At 50.7% G+C, this 15,696-nt stretch carries 8 protein-coding genes; 1 reads left to right on the top strand and 7 read right to left on the bottom strand.

Translation table 11 applies throughout. The features are described from left to right. Nucleotides 1–107: 107 nt before the first annotated feature. The 4 genes from rpsT to IDZ20_RS01905 form a co-directional block, all read right to left on the bottom strand. Nucleotides 108–374 (bottom strand): 30S ribosomal protein S20, encoded by a 267-nt coding sequence (gene rpsT / locus IDZ20_RS01920; RefSeq protein ID WP_188149741.1) that lies wholly within the window; start codon nt 372–374, stop codon nt 108–110. Nucleotides 375–503: 129 nt separating this feature from the next. Continuing rightward, a complete protein-coding gene (locus IDZ20_RS01915; RefSeq protein ID WP_188149740.1) occupies nt 504–2,678 on the bottom strand; it encodes an ATP-binding protein in 2,175 nt (724 codons plus the stop codon). A 25-nt stretch (nt 2,679–2,703) separates the two neighbouring features. Then, complete coding sequence (pdsR, locus tag IDZ20_RS01910) at nt 2,704–3,405, bottom strand: proteobacterial dedicated sortase system response regulator (protein WP_188149739.1); 702 nt, start codon at nt 3,403–3,405, stop codon at nt 2,704–2,706. A 55-nt stretch (nt 3,406–3,460) separates the two neighbouring features. Next, nucleotides 3,461–4,738 carry a sugar MFS transporter gene (locus IDZ20_RS01905; protein ID WP_188149738.1) on the bottom strand — a complete coding sequence of 426 codons (1,278 nt, stop codon included), beginning with the start codon at nt 4,736–4,738 and terminating at the stop codon, nt 3,461–3,463. A 367-nt stretch (nt 4,739–5,105) separates the two neighbouring features. Here IDZ20_RS01905 and glk point away from each other — a divergent pair, with 367 nt between their 5' ends. After that, nucleotides 5,106–6,068 (top strand): glucokinase, encoded by a 963-nt coding sequence (gene glk, locus IDZ20_RS01900; RefSeq protein WP_188149737.1) that lies wholly within the window; start codon nt 5,106–5,108, stop codon nt 6,066–6,068. 176 nt (nt 6,069–6,244) lie between these two features. Here the strand turns inward: glk and IDZ20_RS01895 are convergent, their stop codons facing one another. The 3 genes from IDZ20_RS01895 to IDZ20_RS01885 all read right to left on the bottom strand — a co-directional run bounded on the left by IDZ20_RS01895 (nt 6,245) and on the right by IDZ20_RS01885 (nt 15,593). Further along, nucleotides 6,245–8,845, bottom strand: coding sequence for a glycoside hydrolase family 3 protein (locus tag IDZ20_RS01895; RefSeq protein ID WP_188149736.1), 2,601 nt, complete (start codon nt 8,843–8,845; stop codon nt 6,245–6,247). Nucleotides 8,846–8,970: 125 nt separating this feature from the next. Beyond that, complete coding sequence (locus tag IDZ20_RS01890) at nt 8,971–12,099, bottom strand: error-prone DNA polymerase (RefSeq protein WP_188149735.1); 3,129 nt, start codon at nt 12,097–12,099, stop codon at nt 8,971–8,973. Between the two features lie 185 nt (nt 12,100–12,284). Then, entirely contained in the window at nt 12,285–15,593 is a 3,309-nt protein-coding gene (locus tag IDZ20_RS01885; RefSeq protein WP_188149734.1) for a multicopper oxidase domain-containing protein, read from the bottom strand. Nucleotides 15,594–15,696 lie beyond the last annotated feature (103 nt).

The following is a 15,696-nucleotide window of genomic DNA, read 5'->3' as shown; positions in this document are numbered from 1 at the left end:
GGGGGTGATCAGTTAGTTTTCGTTGAGTCTAAGCCGATTAATGGTGAGCCAAAAAAAAGCCGACATAAAATGTCGGCTTTTTTGCACCTGCAGGTTAAGTTTTAAACTTAAGCGGCAAGAGCTTTAACTTGCTTGTTCAAACGGCTCTTATGACGAGCTGCTTTATTCTTGTGGATAATGCCTTTATCGGCCATGCGGTCGATAATGGGTACGGCTGTAGCGTATGCTGCTTTCGCTTCTTCAGCGTCGCCTGCTTCAATCGCCGCATTTACTTTCTTAAGATATGTGCGAACCATGGAGCGCAAGCTAGCATTGTGGGCGCGAGCCTTGTCGTTTTGACGAGCGCGCTTCTTTGCTTGAGGTGAGTTTGCCACCGGCGTTGCTCCTATAAAATCTGTTTAAAATGAAAGAAAAATTCTATTCCACATGCCCATCTAGGGCTTTTGGGACGCGGTATTATCCTTGTTTGCCGATCAAAGTCAAGCGCTTAGGCTTTAGTAGCCCTAACTGTTTAAATTCCTAGCCTTGGTGTTAGTTGGCAAGTCTACGGTAAATGTCACACCGCCCTCGGGAGCGTTGCTAGCAGTAACCTTGCCGCCGTGGAATTCGGCAATTAATCGCACAATGTAGAGGCCCAAACCCAGATGCTGGGACGCGCCGCTAGCGCGCACGGACACCAGTGAATCGAATAGCTGCGACTGCATTTGAGCGGGTAGTGGGGGGCCGTCATTGTGAACGTGCCAGAGCTGTTTGTGCGGCTGATTCTCTAGGATGATAGTAACAAGGTTGCCAGGTTCGGAAAAATCGACGGCATTGTCTACTAGCTTATCGAGCATTTGCACTAGCAGGTCGGCACTGGCCTGTAGGGTGAAATCGCCGCTAGGGGGTTGCAGCACTAATTCAAACCTCACTTTAGTGTAGGTGTCGGCGTAGGCCGCCACGAGGTTGGTAAGTAGTTGCTCGCAAGAAACGGTTTCTAGTTCGGCGGCGTCTATCGCTTGCTCTACACGGCTAGCAGAGCTCATCGCATTCAATATGGATTGAAGTCGCTGACTACCTTCGTTGGCACGCTGCGCATAGGCTTTGGCCTCGTCGCTGAGGCTTTCGTATTCTAGGTTGTAAAGGGAGGACTGCACTATTGCTAAGGGCGTGCGCAGTTCGTGGGAGAGTTTGCTGGCGAGGGTTCTCAGGTACTGGGTATATTCCTGCAGGCGTTTCAGTAATTGCGCGTAGCTGCGCGAAAGGTCGCCAATCTCATCTTCGCTGGAAAACACTGGAAAGCTTTCTACTAGCTGGCCCCGATCAGAAATTGCTCCTTGGGCGGCGCGGCTGAGCTTGCGAATACGCAACGACAGCCAGCTGGCGTAAAGCAATAGTAGTACGCCTACTGCCGTGGTGGTCACTAGCGAATAGGTGAGGAGCCTGTAAAGTGCCGAGCCCGCGAGTTGGGCGAGGCTATCGGCACTTTGGTCGGCAATTACCAAGGCGACAACCTGATTGTTGTTTGCCTTGTCGATAACCGGAACGGCAACACGAACCACGCGCTGTTTGCCTAGTCGATACCAGCCGCTGCTGGGTTTACCGATAGCAACTGAAGATAGGGCGTGACTGCTCGTATCGCGAGGTGTTGTTGTGGCGAGGTTTAGCAGCGCGGCCGATATTTCTGGGGTTTCGATTAAGCCGGTGGTTTCTGGTGTGTCCAATTCAGGTAGTGATTCCGCGCCTAAAATACGGTTGAACAACCATGTTAGCAGGCCGTGACGGCTAGCCAGTTGAGCGCTTAATTCCGTATCTAGAGCACCGGACTCCGCCACCAAACGCGCCTGCGGAGTGGTTAGGCGGAGACGTACACCTTCGCGTTGGAATATGGTTAGCTCGCGGGTCAGTTTGTCGGATTGGATCAGCAGTGGGGGTAGCTCACCGTTAATGCCAAGATTGTCGCTTGTTGGGTGACCGGCACCTGGGTAATTGTTTACGTCAAATATCTCGATGCCGAAAGCCTGATTGGCCCAGTTGAGCGGCAGATGTAACTCAATTTGATAGCCATATTGCCATTCGACTAAATTACCACTGACGCCAAACTCTCGCTGTAGAGTTCCATCTTTTAGTGCCCGCGAAACTTGCAAACTTCCGGGGCCTGAGGCGTAGACGAGGAGTGTACGCTTACTTTCTTGTGGCCCGACGAGCTGTAGACGCAGGTGATCGGCGAACAGCGGTGAGGGGAGTGTCGGGTTGTGATAGCGGATATCACCGTCTTCGACTTTAAAAAATAACTGCAGGATTTGGCCTTGCGTGGCGTTCTGAATATTGGCGCGTACACCGGCAATCATCTTGGTGCTGCCTGTGGTTGTTTTCGGCACAGACCGGCTATTGTCTAGGTGTTGCAGGTTAAGGTTTAGCGATTGCCAGTCTTCGTCGTAACCGTCCAAAATCATTGGTCGAGAAAGCTTGTGGACGTAGAGCCCGATAGCGCCCACCGGTACGGCGTAATGACGCTGCTGGGCTAGCAGATGGGAATCGCTGGCAAAGCGCGCGGCGACGGCTTTTGCGGTAGCGTTTAGCGCTTCAACCTGGCCGTTGCGCAAATGGCCATCGAGTTCGCGCACGTATTGCACACCTAGCCACGGCAAGGTAAGGGTAATGAGGCTAACGATAACGAGCTGCGAGCGTAGTTTCATTGGCGTCTATTGTGTGGGTGCAAAACTAGTTGTCACTGCGGTTTAACCAGCGATAACCCATGCCATAGGCGGTTTGAATGCAGTCGAAGCTATTGTCTTGTTCGCGGAATTTCTTGCGGATTCGCTTGATATGGGAGGTTATGGTGTTGTCATCCAGCACCACGTTTGCGGCGTCCATAAGCTGCTGGCGATTTTTGACGTGCCCTGGATGTTGGGCGAGGGCATGGACAATCCACATCTCAGTAATGGTCAGCTCAACGTGGTTACTGTTCCAATAGGCGGTCATTCTGTCCATGTTGAGGGTGAGTTGTTCGCGTACCAGTTCAGTCTCTCGCTGCGAGGGTTGGGAAAGTAAGTCGATACGACGAAACAGTGCTGTAATCCGCGCCAGCATATGAGGGAGACTGATATCTTTGGTGAGATAGTCATCGGCACCAAGACGCAGCCCTGAAACCATATCGAACTCACTATCGCGCGCGGTTAGAAAAATGATGGGTAGTTGCGGTGCGCGGCTGCGAAGTTCTCGGCAGAGCTCAAACCCGCCTTCAATATCATCGCCTAAGCCGACATCGATGATGGCGAGGTCCGGCAGTCGGGTAGCGAAGGCGGTCAGGGCGTCCGGTCGGTTGCGGTAGTGAGACACTTTGTAGCCCTGCCGACGCATGGCGTCGGCGTAGTTCTGGGCTATGGCGTCTTCATCTTCAACAATGGTGATATGGCGCGACATTGCAGTGTTGCTTCCTATGGTCTAGTTCTACTCGATGGTGGAGCGTTTCTGCGTATTACGCCTCGTCGATTTTGTAACCCTTGATACCGTAAAACGCGATATACAGGTAGCAAACAATCGGTAGCAAAAATGATAGCTGTAGGCCGATATTGTCGGCCAGCAACCCCTGAAGTGGCGGGATAATTGCGCCACCAACAATTGCTACACAAAGAATCCCAGAGCCTTGACTGGTTGCAGGTCCGAGCTTGGCGACCGCCAAACTGAAGATCACTGGGAACATAATGGCGTTAAACAAACCAATTGCCAGTACCGACCACATGGCGATTGAGCCGCTGCCAAGTGATGCCACCAAGAGTAAGATGGTGGCAGCAATCGCGGCGATAGTGAGCAGAAGTTGAGGACGAAAACGCAGCATTAACGCAACGCCTACAAAGCGGCCGATCATGGCGGCGCCCCAGTAATACGAGATCATACTGCCTGCACTGCGTTCACTGAGCCCGGCGATTTGCGGCTCGCCAAGAAAGTTCACCAGCAGGCTACCTATAGCAACTTCTGCACCGACATAAACAAATATGCCGACGGCGCCGAGTACCAAGTGTTTAAATTGCCATGCAGTCTTACCTATATGTTGAGGGTCTTGCTGGGCATCAATAATGACCGGCAGCTTCTTTAGGAATGCGAAAACAATAGCCAGTAGGATTAGCGCGGCGGCAAGCATAAGATAGGGGAGTTGCACGGCCTCAGCTTCGCTTTGACGATGAGCGTCGAGGGCGTCTCCAGACAAAATCGAGGTGTCGACGGTGGCGGCAGAGAAGATCAGCAAGGCGCCGAAGATAGGCCCGATAGTGGTACCCAATGAGTTAAACGCTTGGGTCAGAGTGAGGCGTAGCGAAGACTTCTCTGGTTTTCCTAAACGGGTCACATAAGGGTTGGCTGCAACTTGCAAAATAGTAATCCCAGAAGCCAATACAAATAGTGCGGCTAGAAATAAGCCGTAGACGCGCAGGCTCCCCGCAGGGTAAAACATAAGGCAACCAAGCCCGGCTACCAGCAAACCCAGCACTACCCCTTTCTGGTAGCCAATTTTACGGATGATCGTACCGGCAGGGTAAGATACCACCCCGTAGGCCCCAAAAAAGCATAACTGTACTGCCATAGCTTGAAAGTAATTGAGGTCGAACAGCGCCTTCAAGTGAGGGATAAGTACATCGTTAAGTACGGTAATAAAGCCCCACATAAAAAACAGTGTGGTTAAAATGGCCAGAGGTACAGTTTGATTTTGAGCGCTGGCGTCGTCTGTGGCTGCAGATGTGGGGGTTGGAATGCTGGCCATAAAGTCCTCGTTATTTTAATTGATTGGGGGCTGGCAGAGATTGGTTGCTCTGGGCTTTGCGTTCGCTAGTGGCGGCCAATGGGCTTATCGCCTATGTATTATCGCTGGCGACCGCTAGCAGCTAAAAACTACTGGGTTACTCAAGAGAGCGCTAACAAGAGAACACTAAGAAAGTTACCTAAGAGCTGCGAGCATTCTTGATTGAACCGCTCCTAATGTCCAGCTCTCGCCTTGACGAATTCCACCCCATTGCCTAGAGTGCCATCACTTTTTAAAAGCATAGCTAGGCCCTGTGGGGCTTGAGCAGTATAGAAAACACTTTAATCTTACACACTTGAACCTCACAAATAAGACAAAGGCAGGCGATATGTATCCTTCTATAGTGGCTGATATTGGCGGTACCAACGCGCGCTTCGCACTGGTTACAGGCGAACGCGAGGGCCAGTTTATACTGGAGCGTATTGTAATTTTGAATGGCAGTGATTACGCCAGTTTCTCGGATGCATTGGCTGCTTACTTAAAAACACTGGATGCCAGCGTTAAACCGATTTCCGCCTGTGTCGCCATCGCCGGCCCTATTGATGGCGACAATGTGCGCATGACCAACCTCAATTGGTCGTTTACTCAGTCGGGTATTCGCGAAGAGTTTGGTTTTGAGAAGTTCGCCGCTATTAACGATTTTGCCTCCTTGGCTGTAGCCACCAGTGCACTCAAGCCAGTAGACCTTATCCAGATAAAAGGCGGCGTGCGCGACCCTAAAGGCAACAAAGCGATTCTTGGGCCGGGTACTGGTTTAGGTGTTGCCGGTTTGGTTTATGCCAACGGTAGCTGGCTGCCTATTCCGAGTGAAGGCGGCCACGTCAATGTTGCACCGGCAACAGCACTTGAGTGCGAAGTGGTAAAAGCGGCAATGGAGCAGCATGGTCATGTGTCCGCCGAGGTGTTTATTTCTGGTCCCGGTTTTGTCAACTTGTATAAGGCATTATGTGTCGTTCGCGGCGAGCAGGCGCGTGTTGTAGAACCTAAAGATATCACTCACGATGCGCTTGCGGGCACAGATCCGGTTTGTGTAGAAACAATGGAGCTGTTCTGTGGCTTTATTGGTTCTCTATCTGGAAATCTAGCGCTAACCTATGGCGCTAAAGGCGGGGTTTATTTGGCTGGAGGCATCTTGCCCCGCTTTGTTGATTTCGTGAAAAACAGTTCTTTTAACGAGCGTTTTTCGAGCAAGGGCGTTATGAGTCCTTACGTCAAAGATATTCCTGTCGATATTATTGGTCACGAACAAACAGCCTTCTTGGGCGCGGCCGCTTGGTTGGCTCAGCTGTAGTTTATAGTGGTAGCTTGTAGTTGTATGTTGTTGGTATAGCGTAGGTTTCCATATAACAAAAGAGCGGCATATGCCGCTCTTTTTTTGCTTCGAAAACCGCTATGGGATATTGAAATAATAAACTCCAGCGGCTGAAGGTTTAACCTCTTTTGGACTTTTCCATCGGCCCACCGAGATTAATCACACAGCCGAATGGCGTCACTTTTTGGTGCTGGCGCAAAGCGCATATTGCGAAGACTCAATGCGAAATTCCCCGATGAATCTAAGCGCAGGGCCGAATTGATTTTCGCAAAGTCCGTACGTAAGTTGGCTTCACAGGAAAGTGGTAAATAGAGGGTTTGCCATTTATTTAGTGGTAAGTTGCTGAAGGTGTCGGTGAGTTTGCGTGGTTCTGCGCAAAGGTCGCCACACTCCATAAATAGATACACATCTTGATCGGGCTTTGCGCTTAAGTTTACGTCTAGTACTAGAGCGTAATCCGCGGCAACAAAATCAACAAAGTGATTCTTTCGACCATTTCTCAGCATCATGTTTACCTTGGGGGCCTCGCTCCAAGCGAGATCTATTTTCTCAATCGAGTTGCTTTTATCTCGTTGCACATCAATAGCTAAGCCATTCCACCCAGTTGTTTTTTCAACGCGTACACCTTCCACACTTTTAAGTTCCAGCTCTGCGAACCAGTCGGCAGTCGTTAACTGGTAAGGTTTTGATGGGTAAAGGTCGTTGTGAAGGTCACAGCCGTAGCGGCGTTGCTCATAGGCTTCGCTCAGGGTGGGCGTTTTATTCTGCGTGCGGTAATTTAAACCAAAGCCAAATGGAAATAGTTTGGTTTCATAATCTGGTGAATCTGGACAGGGCTGTGATGGCCAAGCGAAGGATAGTGAACCGTTAAAGTCGAAGTTGATACTGCCATCTATATGACTAAATAAAACATCGGTAATACCTGTTGCCTCGCTACCCGGTAACCATGCCATAACAAAGGCATCGCTTTTATTAATTTCTTTGGTGGTTAAACGCGGGCGGCCCGACACAAATAAAGCAACCGTGGCAATACCGTCCGCTTGGTACTGACTTAGGCGTGCTAGTGGCGTTGCGTTTTCTTTGGCGTATTCCAGCGTTTCTAAGTTTTCGATATCGCCGTACATTTCGGCGTAGGGCTGTTCGCCAAATACTACGACTGCTACGTCGGGTTTTTGGGTATAGCTGCCATCGATACTCAGCTGCGCTTTACCGCCGGCGGATTGTGTGGCATTGGCAATGGCCTGATATATCGTAGTTGTGGTTGGGTAGTCTTCCGGTTTGGTGTCGTGTCCCTGCCAGCTAATACTCCAGCCACCACTTTGCAAACTGGCATCGTTAGCGGCGTTGCCGGTTACCAGAATATGTTTGCTTGGGTTTAGTGGCAGAATGCTGTTGTTGTTCTTCAGTAAGACTAGCGACTCGCGTACCGCCTCGCGTGCGAGATGGCGATGTGAATCCACACTTAGATATTTTTCATATTGGTAATTGCTGCGGCTAGACGGCTTGCCTTTTTCAAATAGTCCTGCGCGAATCTTTACGCGCAAAATTCGCGTTACCGCATCGTCGATACGCGATGGTGGAATGATGCCGGTTTCGACCTGCGTCTTGATATTGGCAATCATGTTTTGCCAATCTGGAGCGTAGGGAATCATAAAAAGATCGACGCCGGCATTAACGGCTGCGGCGCAGTTATCGCGAGTGCAACCGTCGATATGCGCGAGTGCGTTCCAATCGCTCACCACCAAACCATCAAACCCCATGTGTTGTTTTAATACGGTGGTTAATAGGTATTTATTGGCGTGCATGGGCAGTGCATGCCAACTGCTGTAAGACGCCATTACTGATTGAGCCCCAGCACTTAGTGCAGCGAAATAGCCTTGCGCATGCAAATTGATAAGCTCCTCTTCGCTCGACCGGTTAATGCCTTGGTCATCGCCGCGGTCGGTGCCACCATCGGCGATAAAATGTTTTGCGGTGGCAAGGATATGCTGGTTATTGAGGAATTGTGAGCTGTCGAGGCGGCCTTGATAGCCGGTAACCGCCGCATCGGCCATTTGCGCAACGAGGCCGGGGTTTTCGCTAAAACTTTCGTAGCTGCGGCCCCAGCGAATATTTTGAGCCACGGCAATCGTCGGTGCAAAGGTCCAATCGATGCCGGTGGCAACAACTTCTCGTGCCGTAGCCGCAGCGATTTGCTGTACTAGTTCGGGGTTGCCAGTTGCGCCGAGCGCGCTGTTGTGTGGAAATAGGGTCGCGCCGATAACGTTGTTATGGCCGTGTACCGCATCAGTACCCCAAATAATCGGAATTGCCGGTAAGTCGCCAATGGGGGTCATGGAGGCTTCGTAGTAGGCATCGGCGAGTGTTAGCCAATCATTGGGGGTGGCATTGCGATTGTCGTTGGGATACATGCCGCCGCCATTGAGAATCGAGCCTATATGAAATTCGCGCGCTTGTTCTGGCGTTACATTGCTAATTGCAGGCTGCAGCATTTGGCCAATTTTTTGCTCTAGACTCATTTTCGCTAGGAGCTTGGCTATACGTGTTTCGACACTTTTATCCTTGTGCTGACCGGGGAGCTTTGGCCAGGCAGCGTTGAGCTGTGGCGTTACCTTACTGCTTGGTTTTTTAGCCTCTTCAGATTCGTTATTTTTACTGCAGCTGCTTAATGCGATCGCGAACAGCGTAGCGCTCAAGCAAATTAATAGGCGCTGTGAGCAGTGTTTTACTGAGGGTAGTGAATGCCGAATAGCCACCTGCAATCTCCCGTGTAGAGGTTTAGTGTTTTCGCCCCAAATGCTTAGGGGCTGATTTCTGGTAGGGATAATAGCGAAGTTTTGGTTAAAGTTCTTGTCACCTTGCTTGCGGGTTTCCTAAACGCTTAGTGAAAATCCCGAGAGGGCAGTGTAAAGGCGTCTAGTCGCGCCGAGTAATCTATGAGTTGGCCTGCAATGACGTGTATAACTGGGCTGCTATTATCGTCCGTGGTGATGTTGGTTGCTGCTGTAGAGAGCGGCGGATTCCGACTGATTTCAACTCGACCTTTTACCAATAATAATTTGCTGGTGAGTAGCGCGCTGCGAAATAATTCTTGGGTCGCCTTCCATACCACCACATTAATATTGCCGGTTTCGTCTTCTAGGGTTAAAAATAATGTGCCTTTAGCTGTGCCGGGGCGCTGCCTGCCGGTAACTAACCCCGCTACTCGAACAAAACCACCATTTGTCATTTGGGCTAATTGCTGCTGCTGTTTACAGCGGTTAAAAGGTTTTTCGCGGCGCAATAGCGCCATAGGGTGAACCCGCAAAGAAAGCCCCGTTGTTTGATAGTCATGACGTAAATCGGTTTCGATATTCGGCGCTTGAGTAAATAAGTCGTCTTGCGGCTCTTTTTCTAGATCTCTCAATAATTCACCTTGCGGTTGTAGCGCAGCCGCTTGCCAGTGAGCGATGTGGCGATTGCCGCTAATGGCTTGCAGTACATCCGCCGCGGCGAGGTATTGAATGTCTGCACGACTTAACTGAGTGCGCAGGCAAAGCTCTTCAATGCTTTCGAAAGGTGTACTAGCACGTGCTAATACGATGGCTTCAGCCGTTTTATGAGATAACGATTTTATGCCAATAAAGCCAAGCCGAACGGCAAAGCCTGCGCTGTGTTTTTCTAAACTGTGTTCAGCGTTACTGTGATTAATAGCAATAGGCAGTACTTTTATTTTATGGCGTCGGGCATCTTGAATTAATTGCGATACAGAATAAAAGCCCATAGGCTGGCTGTTGAGTAGCGCGCAGTAAAACGCGGCGGGGTGATGGCATTTTAACCATGAGGATGCATAACATAGCAGGGCAAAACTGGCAGAGTGAGATTCTGGAAACCCGTAGCCGCCAAAGCCTTTAATTTGCTCAAATAATCTATGGGCAAATTCCGGCGAATAATTATTCGTGAGCATGCCACTTATAAATTTTTGTTCGAACTGTAGCAGCGCACCGTTTTTTCCCCAGCTTGCCATAGCACGACGCAGTTGATCGGCTTCGCCACCACTAAAGTTTGCCGCGACCATTGCAAGGCGAATGGCCTGCTCTTGGAAGATGGGTACGCCTAATGTAGGTTTTAATACCGCCTCTATTGCTTGGCTTGGGTAACTTATAGGCTCTATGCCCTCACGCCGACGTAAATAGGGGTGAACCATATCCCCTTGGATGGGGCCGGGCCTAACGATTGCGATTTCGATAACTAAATCGTAAAAGCAGCGGGGTTTTAATCGCGGTAACATCGACATTTGCGCGCGCGATTCAATTTGAAAGATGCCAATCGTATCGGCTGCGCAGAGCATGTTATAGGTTGTCGAGCATTCGCGAGGAATATCCGCAAGGCTGCGTATGTTGGGCGCATAAGCGTTTACCAGCTGTAAACATTTACGCAGGGCGGTAAGCATGCCCAGCGCGAGGATATCAATTTTTAATAACCCCATTGCTTCAAGGTCATCTTTATCCCATTGAATAATGGTGCGCTCTGGCATGCTGGCATTTTCAAGGGGAACTAAATCGCTGATTTTACATTCGGTAATAACAAAGCCACCGACGTGTTGAGATAAGTGGCGAGGAAATCCCATAATCTCTTCGGCTAAGCTAAACAGTAGTTGCAGTTTTTGTTGTTGCGGCTTTAGACCTGCAGAGGTAATACGTTGTTCTAAATCGCCACTGCGATCCCACCACGCGAGCGATTTTGCCAGTTGATCGACAAGGGCTGAATCTAGTCCCAGAGCTTTGCCGACATCGCGAATTGCGCTGCGCGACCGATAGGTTACAACCGACGCGGCTAAAGCGGCACGTTCGCGGCCGTATTTTTGATAAATATATTGAATAACCTCTTCGCGCCGTTGATGTTCAAAATCGACATCGATATCCGGTGGTTCATCGCGTTCCTTCGAAATAAAACGTTCAAACAGTACATTTATTTGCCCAGGCGATATTTCGGTAATAAAAAGGCAGTAGCACACCACCGAATTTGCGGCAGAGCCTCGCCCTTGGCATAAAATGTTTTGGCTGCGGGCGTAGGCGACAATATCGTGTACGGTTAAAAAATAATATTCGTAGTTTAGCTCTTCAATAATGCTGAGTTCTTTCTCTAAGAGTGTTTCAACTTCTGCTGGAACGCCCTCGCGCCAGCGTTGTAATTTTCCCTGGCCGACGAGCTGGCGCAGGTGATCGATAGGCGAGCAGTTGTTGGGTACAAGTTCGCGCGGGTATTGGTAGCGCAGTTCGTCTAAGTTGAATTGGCATTGTTCTGCAATAATTTTTGTTTGTGCAATTAATTCGGCTGGGTACAGCGCTAGGTATTCTTCTGAGGATTTCAGGTAGGCTTCGGCATTGCTATTTAAGTTTTTGCCTAACTGTTCAAGTGTGCGGTTGTGGCGAATAGCGGTGAGCACGTCCTGTAATGGTTTGCGGTCTTTTGTGTGCATTAATATTTGATCGCAGGCGACAAGTGGAATACCACTGCTATTGCTCAAGGATTGCCAGTGGGGAAATAGCATTTGCTCTCCGCCGCTCAGCTGGTGACTAACGCCAAGCCATAAGCGTTGTTTAAAGGCGGCAGAAAAACTCTTTAAGTGTGTGTCTAAGTCGTTTAGATCGGGTTCTAAGCAGAGAATAATCAGACAGTTTTGCAGGCGAAAGCGTAAATCTTCGAGATGCGCTTGGTATTCGCCTTTTGGCATGCGCCGTCGAGCTAGCGTAATAAAACCCGAAAGCTCGGCGTAGCCTGCGCGGTTGGGGGCGAGAGCGACCAGCTTGCAGCCATTGCTTAGCTTAAAACAGCTACCGACAATAAGATGCACTCCCAATTGTTTTGCGCAAACATGAGCTTTCACTACGCCGGCAAGTGAGCATTCATCTGTGATGGCTATAGCCTTGTGGCCAGCAGCAAACGCTCCCGCGACGAGCTCCTGTGGATGCGAGGCGCCAGTTAGGAAGGTGTAGTTGCTGTTGGTGTATAGGCAGGTAAATAACATCGCCCTATAATACTGTATTTAAATACAGTGTTATAGGGCGGTTTAACATAGGTTTTAGTCGCTTCTAAATGCCCCCGCTCGCGGGTCGGCGAAGCAGTGATCTTATTAAACTGTTCGAACGTTGTTTTTTGATAACGGATCTTTGTTAATAAAAGTCGTTTTCTATTGCATCTGTCGAAGGCTGACTAGTCGAGCACTAACGAAATCAGCAGTAAAATAATGAATAAAATCAGTAAATTTCGACACCAATTAAATGCGCTGCTGGCGTTGGGTTTTTTCTGTGTAGGATTCAGGCTGTGGCTGAACGGTGTGCTTGAACTTGCGCCGTAGCTGTGTGGTGTGTCGGTGCCGTGATAAATTGCTCGAAATTCGTGCGAGCCGGTTTCGACAGCGTTTAACGGCAGGCAGGCTCTGCCCTTACTATCGAGCGGTACGGGCGCGCCAGCGGGTTTGTTATCGATGTAAAAGCTAACGCTGCCGCTAGGCGTTGGATTGCCGTTAAACAGAGGTATGACAACTGCGGCGATACCGCTTTCGCATTCGTTAGTTGCATAGACCTGAATGCTGGTTGCACGACTGTTAATCGATTGTGTTAGCTCGTAACCCTTGGCAAAAATCTCATCGCCTGTGGTTGCAACGTCGAACACGCAGTCACTTTTTAATGGAGCCTTAACTAAGTTGCACACCTGTTCGGCATCGGCGATCGCCATGCCTGCGAGTATAGGTACGCCGGGAATTTGAAATTCGGGTTTTAGTTCCGTTGGAGGCTCTTCTGCCGGCCAGTCTTTATCGGTGAAGGTCGCTGTTGATGTGCCGTCCGCATAGCTAAATAGGCTCGACTCTTCTGTGACTCGCCAAGAGTCTGCAAAGGTGTTGTAGAGCTGGATGTGACGTTGATGAAGACTTTTCGGCATAGGTCCCACGTGTGCTCCATTTTGTAATGCGGGCAGCCAGCTGTGCTTACCGATTGGCCCCATAAGGCCTCGGTCTGCTTGCGTGTGGCTGACGCTAATATTTAAAATCCAGATATCGTGACTTCCCCAGTGGTAGGGGGTGATCAGCAGTACTGGGTGGTGTTTGTAGTCAATTCGCAGGCCTTGGGCTTGGCCTACTGCAAATGAGGAGATACGGTTGCCGTCAATTTCGATCCCATTTTCGGGGATGCGAGTTGGCTTGCCGTCTAGATAAAATTGCAGCTGGCCGCGAAACTCCCCAGCACTCGGCTGGTAGCTAAATCGATGCGCGCCGATTGTTGCAGCTACTGCAGTGTTTACGCTTACGCTGGATTTTAAACCGCTATAGCTGTCGGTAATGGGGTTGGCGGTTGTCACCGGCATTTGTCGCGTTTGTATTTCCATGCCCTCATCGTCGCGTAGAAGTACAAATTCTCCCGCCGCTTGAAAATCGTAGCGTTTGCCATCGAGGGTGTGGATGTGTGGGTCGCCGTTGTCTGAACCGTCATCGGCGCCACCAATTTTGAGCCTAAACACGGTTTGATCTCTGCGCCCGCTGCTGTCTTGAGCGGTGATGTAAACGTAATCGGTTTGCGTATCACTGCCATCTGAAATGTACTGCCACTGCCAAGTATTGGTGCCGATACTGACAAATCCGCCTTTGCTCGCCGACAGGGTTACCGAGTCACCATCTGGGTGAGAGAAGGTACCTTGGCGTGTGGCAATGCCGCCGAGTGGTGCGTAGCTCCAGGATCCGCCAACATCAACGTTTGGTTTTTCGCTGCCGTCCGAGTCTGTTACCACAAGTTCACTTATCATGCCTTGGTGAGCGTGGAAGAATATGTGGCAGTGAAACAGCCAGCGCCCTAAAGCTCCGCCAAGGGTGGTTGCATCGACAAGTTCTCGATCTTCTATACGTACCCGAAAGTTGAGCGTGTAGCCAGCGGGGACATCAACGTTGTCGCGGAACTCTTGGTAGGGCCAAGTAAAGTCTGGTTGTGTTGGATGGGTTAGGGATTTGGGTTGAATAGAAAAACCGTGTAGGTGAAAAGGGTGATGAGCCCCAGTGCTATTGGTGACCGACAACTGCAAAAGGTCACCTGTTTGAGCGTAGCGCGCCGAGGCGATTTTTGCTTTGCTTGTATAGGGGCCCGGGCCGGCAGTTGTTCCGCCAATGCCGTTTATTGAAAGGGTGCCGCCAGCATTGGAAAGCTCGATGTCGCTGTTAGCCATCCCCAGTTTTGGCGGCGAGAATGACGCGGGGTTGAGCAGGTTGTCGGTGGCGGCGGGGAGGATTTCGATCGCTGCCCCAGGTATTGAGGCGCGCAACGGAGTGCCGGCGCTTATGCCGCCAAAGCCCGCTGCTGTGCCGCTGACGTTAAAGTGCATTACCGGCAGCGTTGGGATGACCGAGTAGCCGGATCCGGTGCGCTGAAAATCCTGCGTCCAAAGGGTTAGAACACCTGTGGCGGTAGCCGGAATGACGGCGACAACATCGGCGCGCGAGGCTGGTGGCAACAGGATTTCACCGCTCGAGTACTTGGTGTCGTAGGCGCCACTTACGCCGCCTTCGACAACTGCATTGTCGAGCAGACCACCTTCGCCGCCAACGCGGACTAGATCGATCTGTGTTCCAGTCGCTGTTGTGAGTATCAGCCTAAAATAGCGCGTGGTTGCGGCATTTAGCAGCTGTAAACGAATGCCTTGTTGCGGTTGCACGTTTAGGCTTAGCGCATCGATACCAAGCGAGCCGGGTGTGAATGGATCGCCGCTGCGCCCGCCCGCGATATAACCATTGGTCAGCACGGTTTGGCCTTCGTTGGTTCGCCCCGGCCCAGATAATTGAATGTTGGGAATCTCACCAGCGGCAAACGGTGTTGCGGCGGGACTGCCGTCTTCGTTTAGTGGCGCTATTGAGCATAAGTCGGCTGGCGCGGGCCCCGGTTGAGCGGTCGACACCGCTAGGAAGGGTAATGTTGGGTCATAGGTTACGGTGTCATTTGCCCCAGCGGTTCCCAGAGCTCCCGGCGTTTTGCAAACCGTGATATCACTTAATACGACCTCTTGAGTCTGTGCTGCAGCCGGCAAAACGCCCGAGCCTATAAGGGTGGCCTCGTTTGGATCGGCGACGACTATCATGCCGTAGGTTCCACGAAAGACTCGATTCGTTGAGTGGTGGTGATGTGGGTGGTACCAGAATATACCCGGTCGCGTCACTTTAAGTTTGTAGAGGTAGGTGCCGCCGGGCGGGATTTCATTCTGAGTGAATGGCGTACCATCGGCGGCGTTTGCCATTTCTATTCCGTGCCAGTGCAGCCCGCTTGGGTGAGGCAGGTTGTTAATCAAGCGAACGACGAGAATGTCGTCTTTGTTGAGGTGAATGGTAGGCGCGGGAATTGAACCGTTGATGGCTTCTGCTTCAACCGTTGTTCCGCCAATATCCAAGCTGGCTAGCGCGATGGTGAAGCGCGCCTCAAAAATACCGCCGCCAGCAAAGTTTACGGCGGCGGGTGTTTCATACGGACCTATTCCGGTGGTCATGGCGCATCTCCTATTCCTTAGGATAAATTGCTATGCAAAGAACCTTAGCCCTGAGGGCTGTAAATGTCAGTGACATATTCACTAAGTTGCTAGGTGGTGAATG

This window comes from Teredinibacter waterburyi (genome assembly GCF_001922985.1).
In the GTDB taxonomy this organism is placed as follows: domain Bacteria; phylum Pseudomonadota; class Gammaproteobacteria; order Pseudomonadales; family Cellvibrionaceae; genus Teredinibacter; species Teredinibacter waterburyi.
Note: the sequence above shows the minus strand (reverse complement) of the source record. Positions and strands in the feature narration are given on the sequence as shown.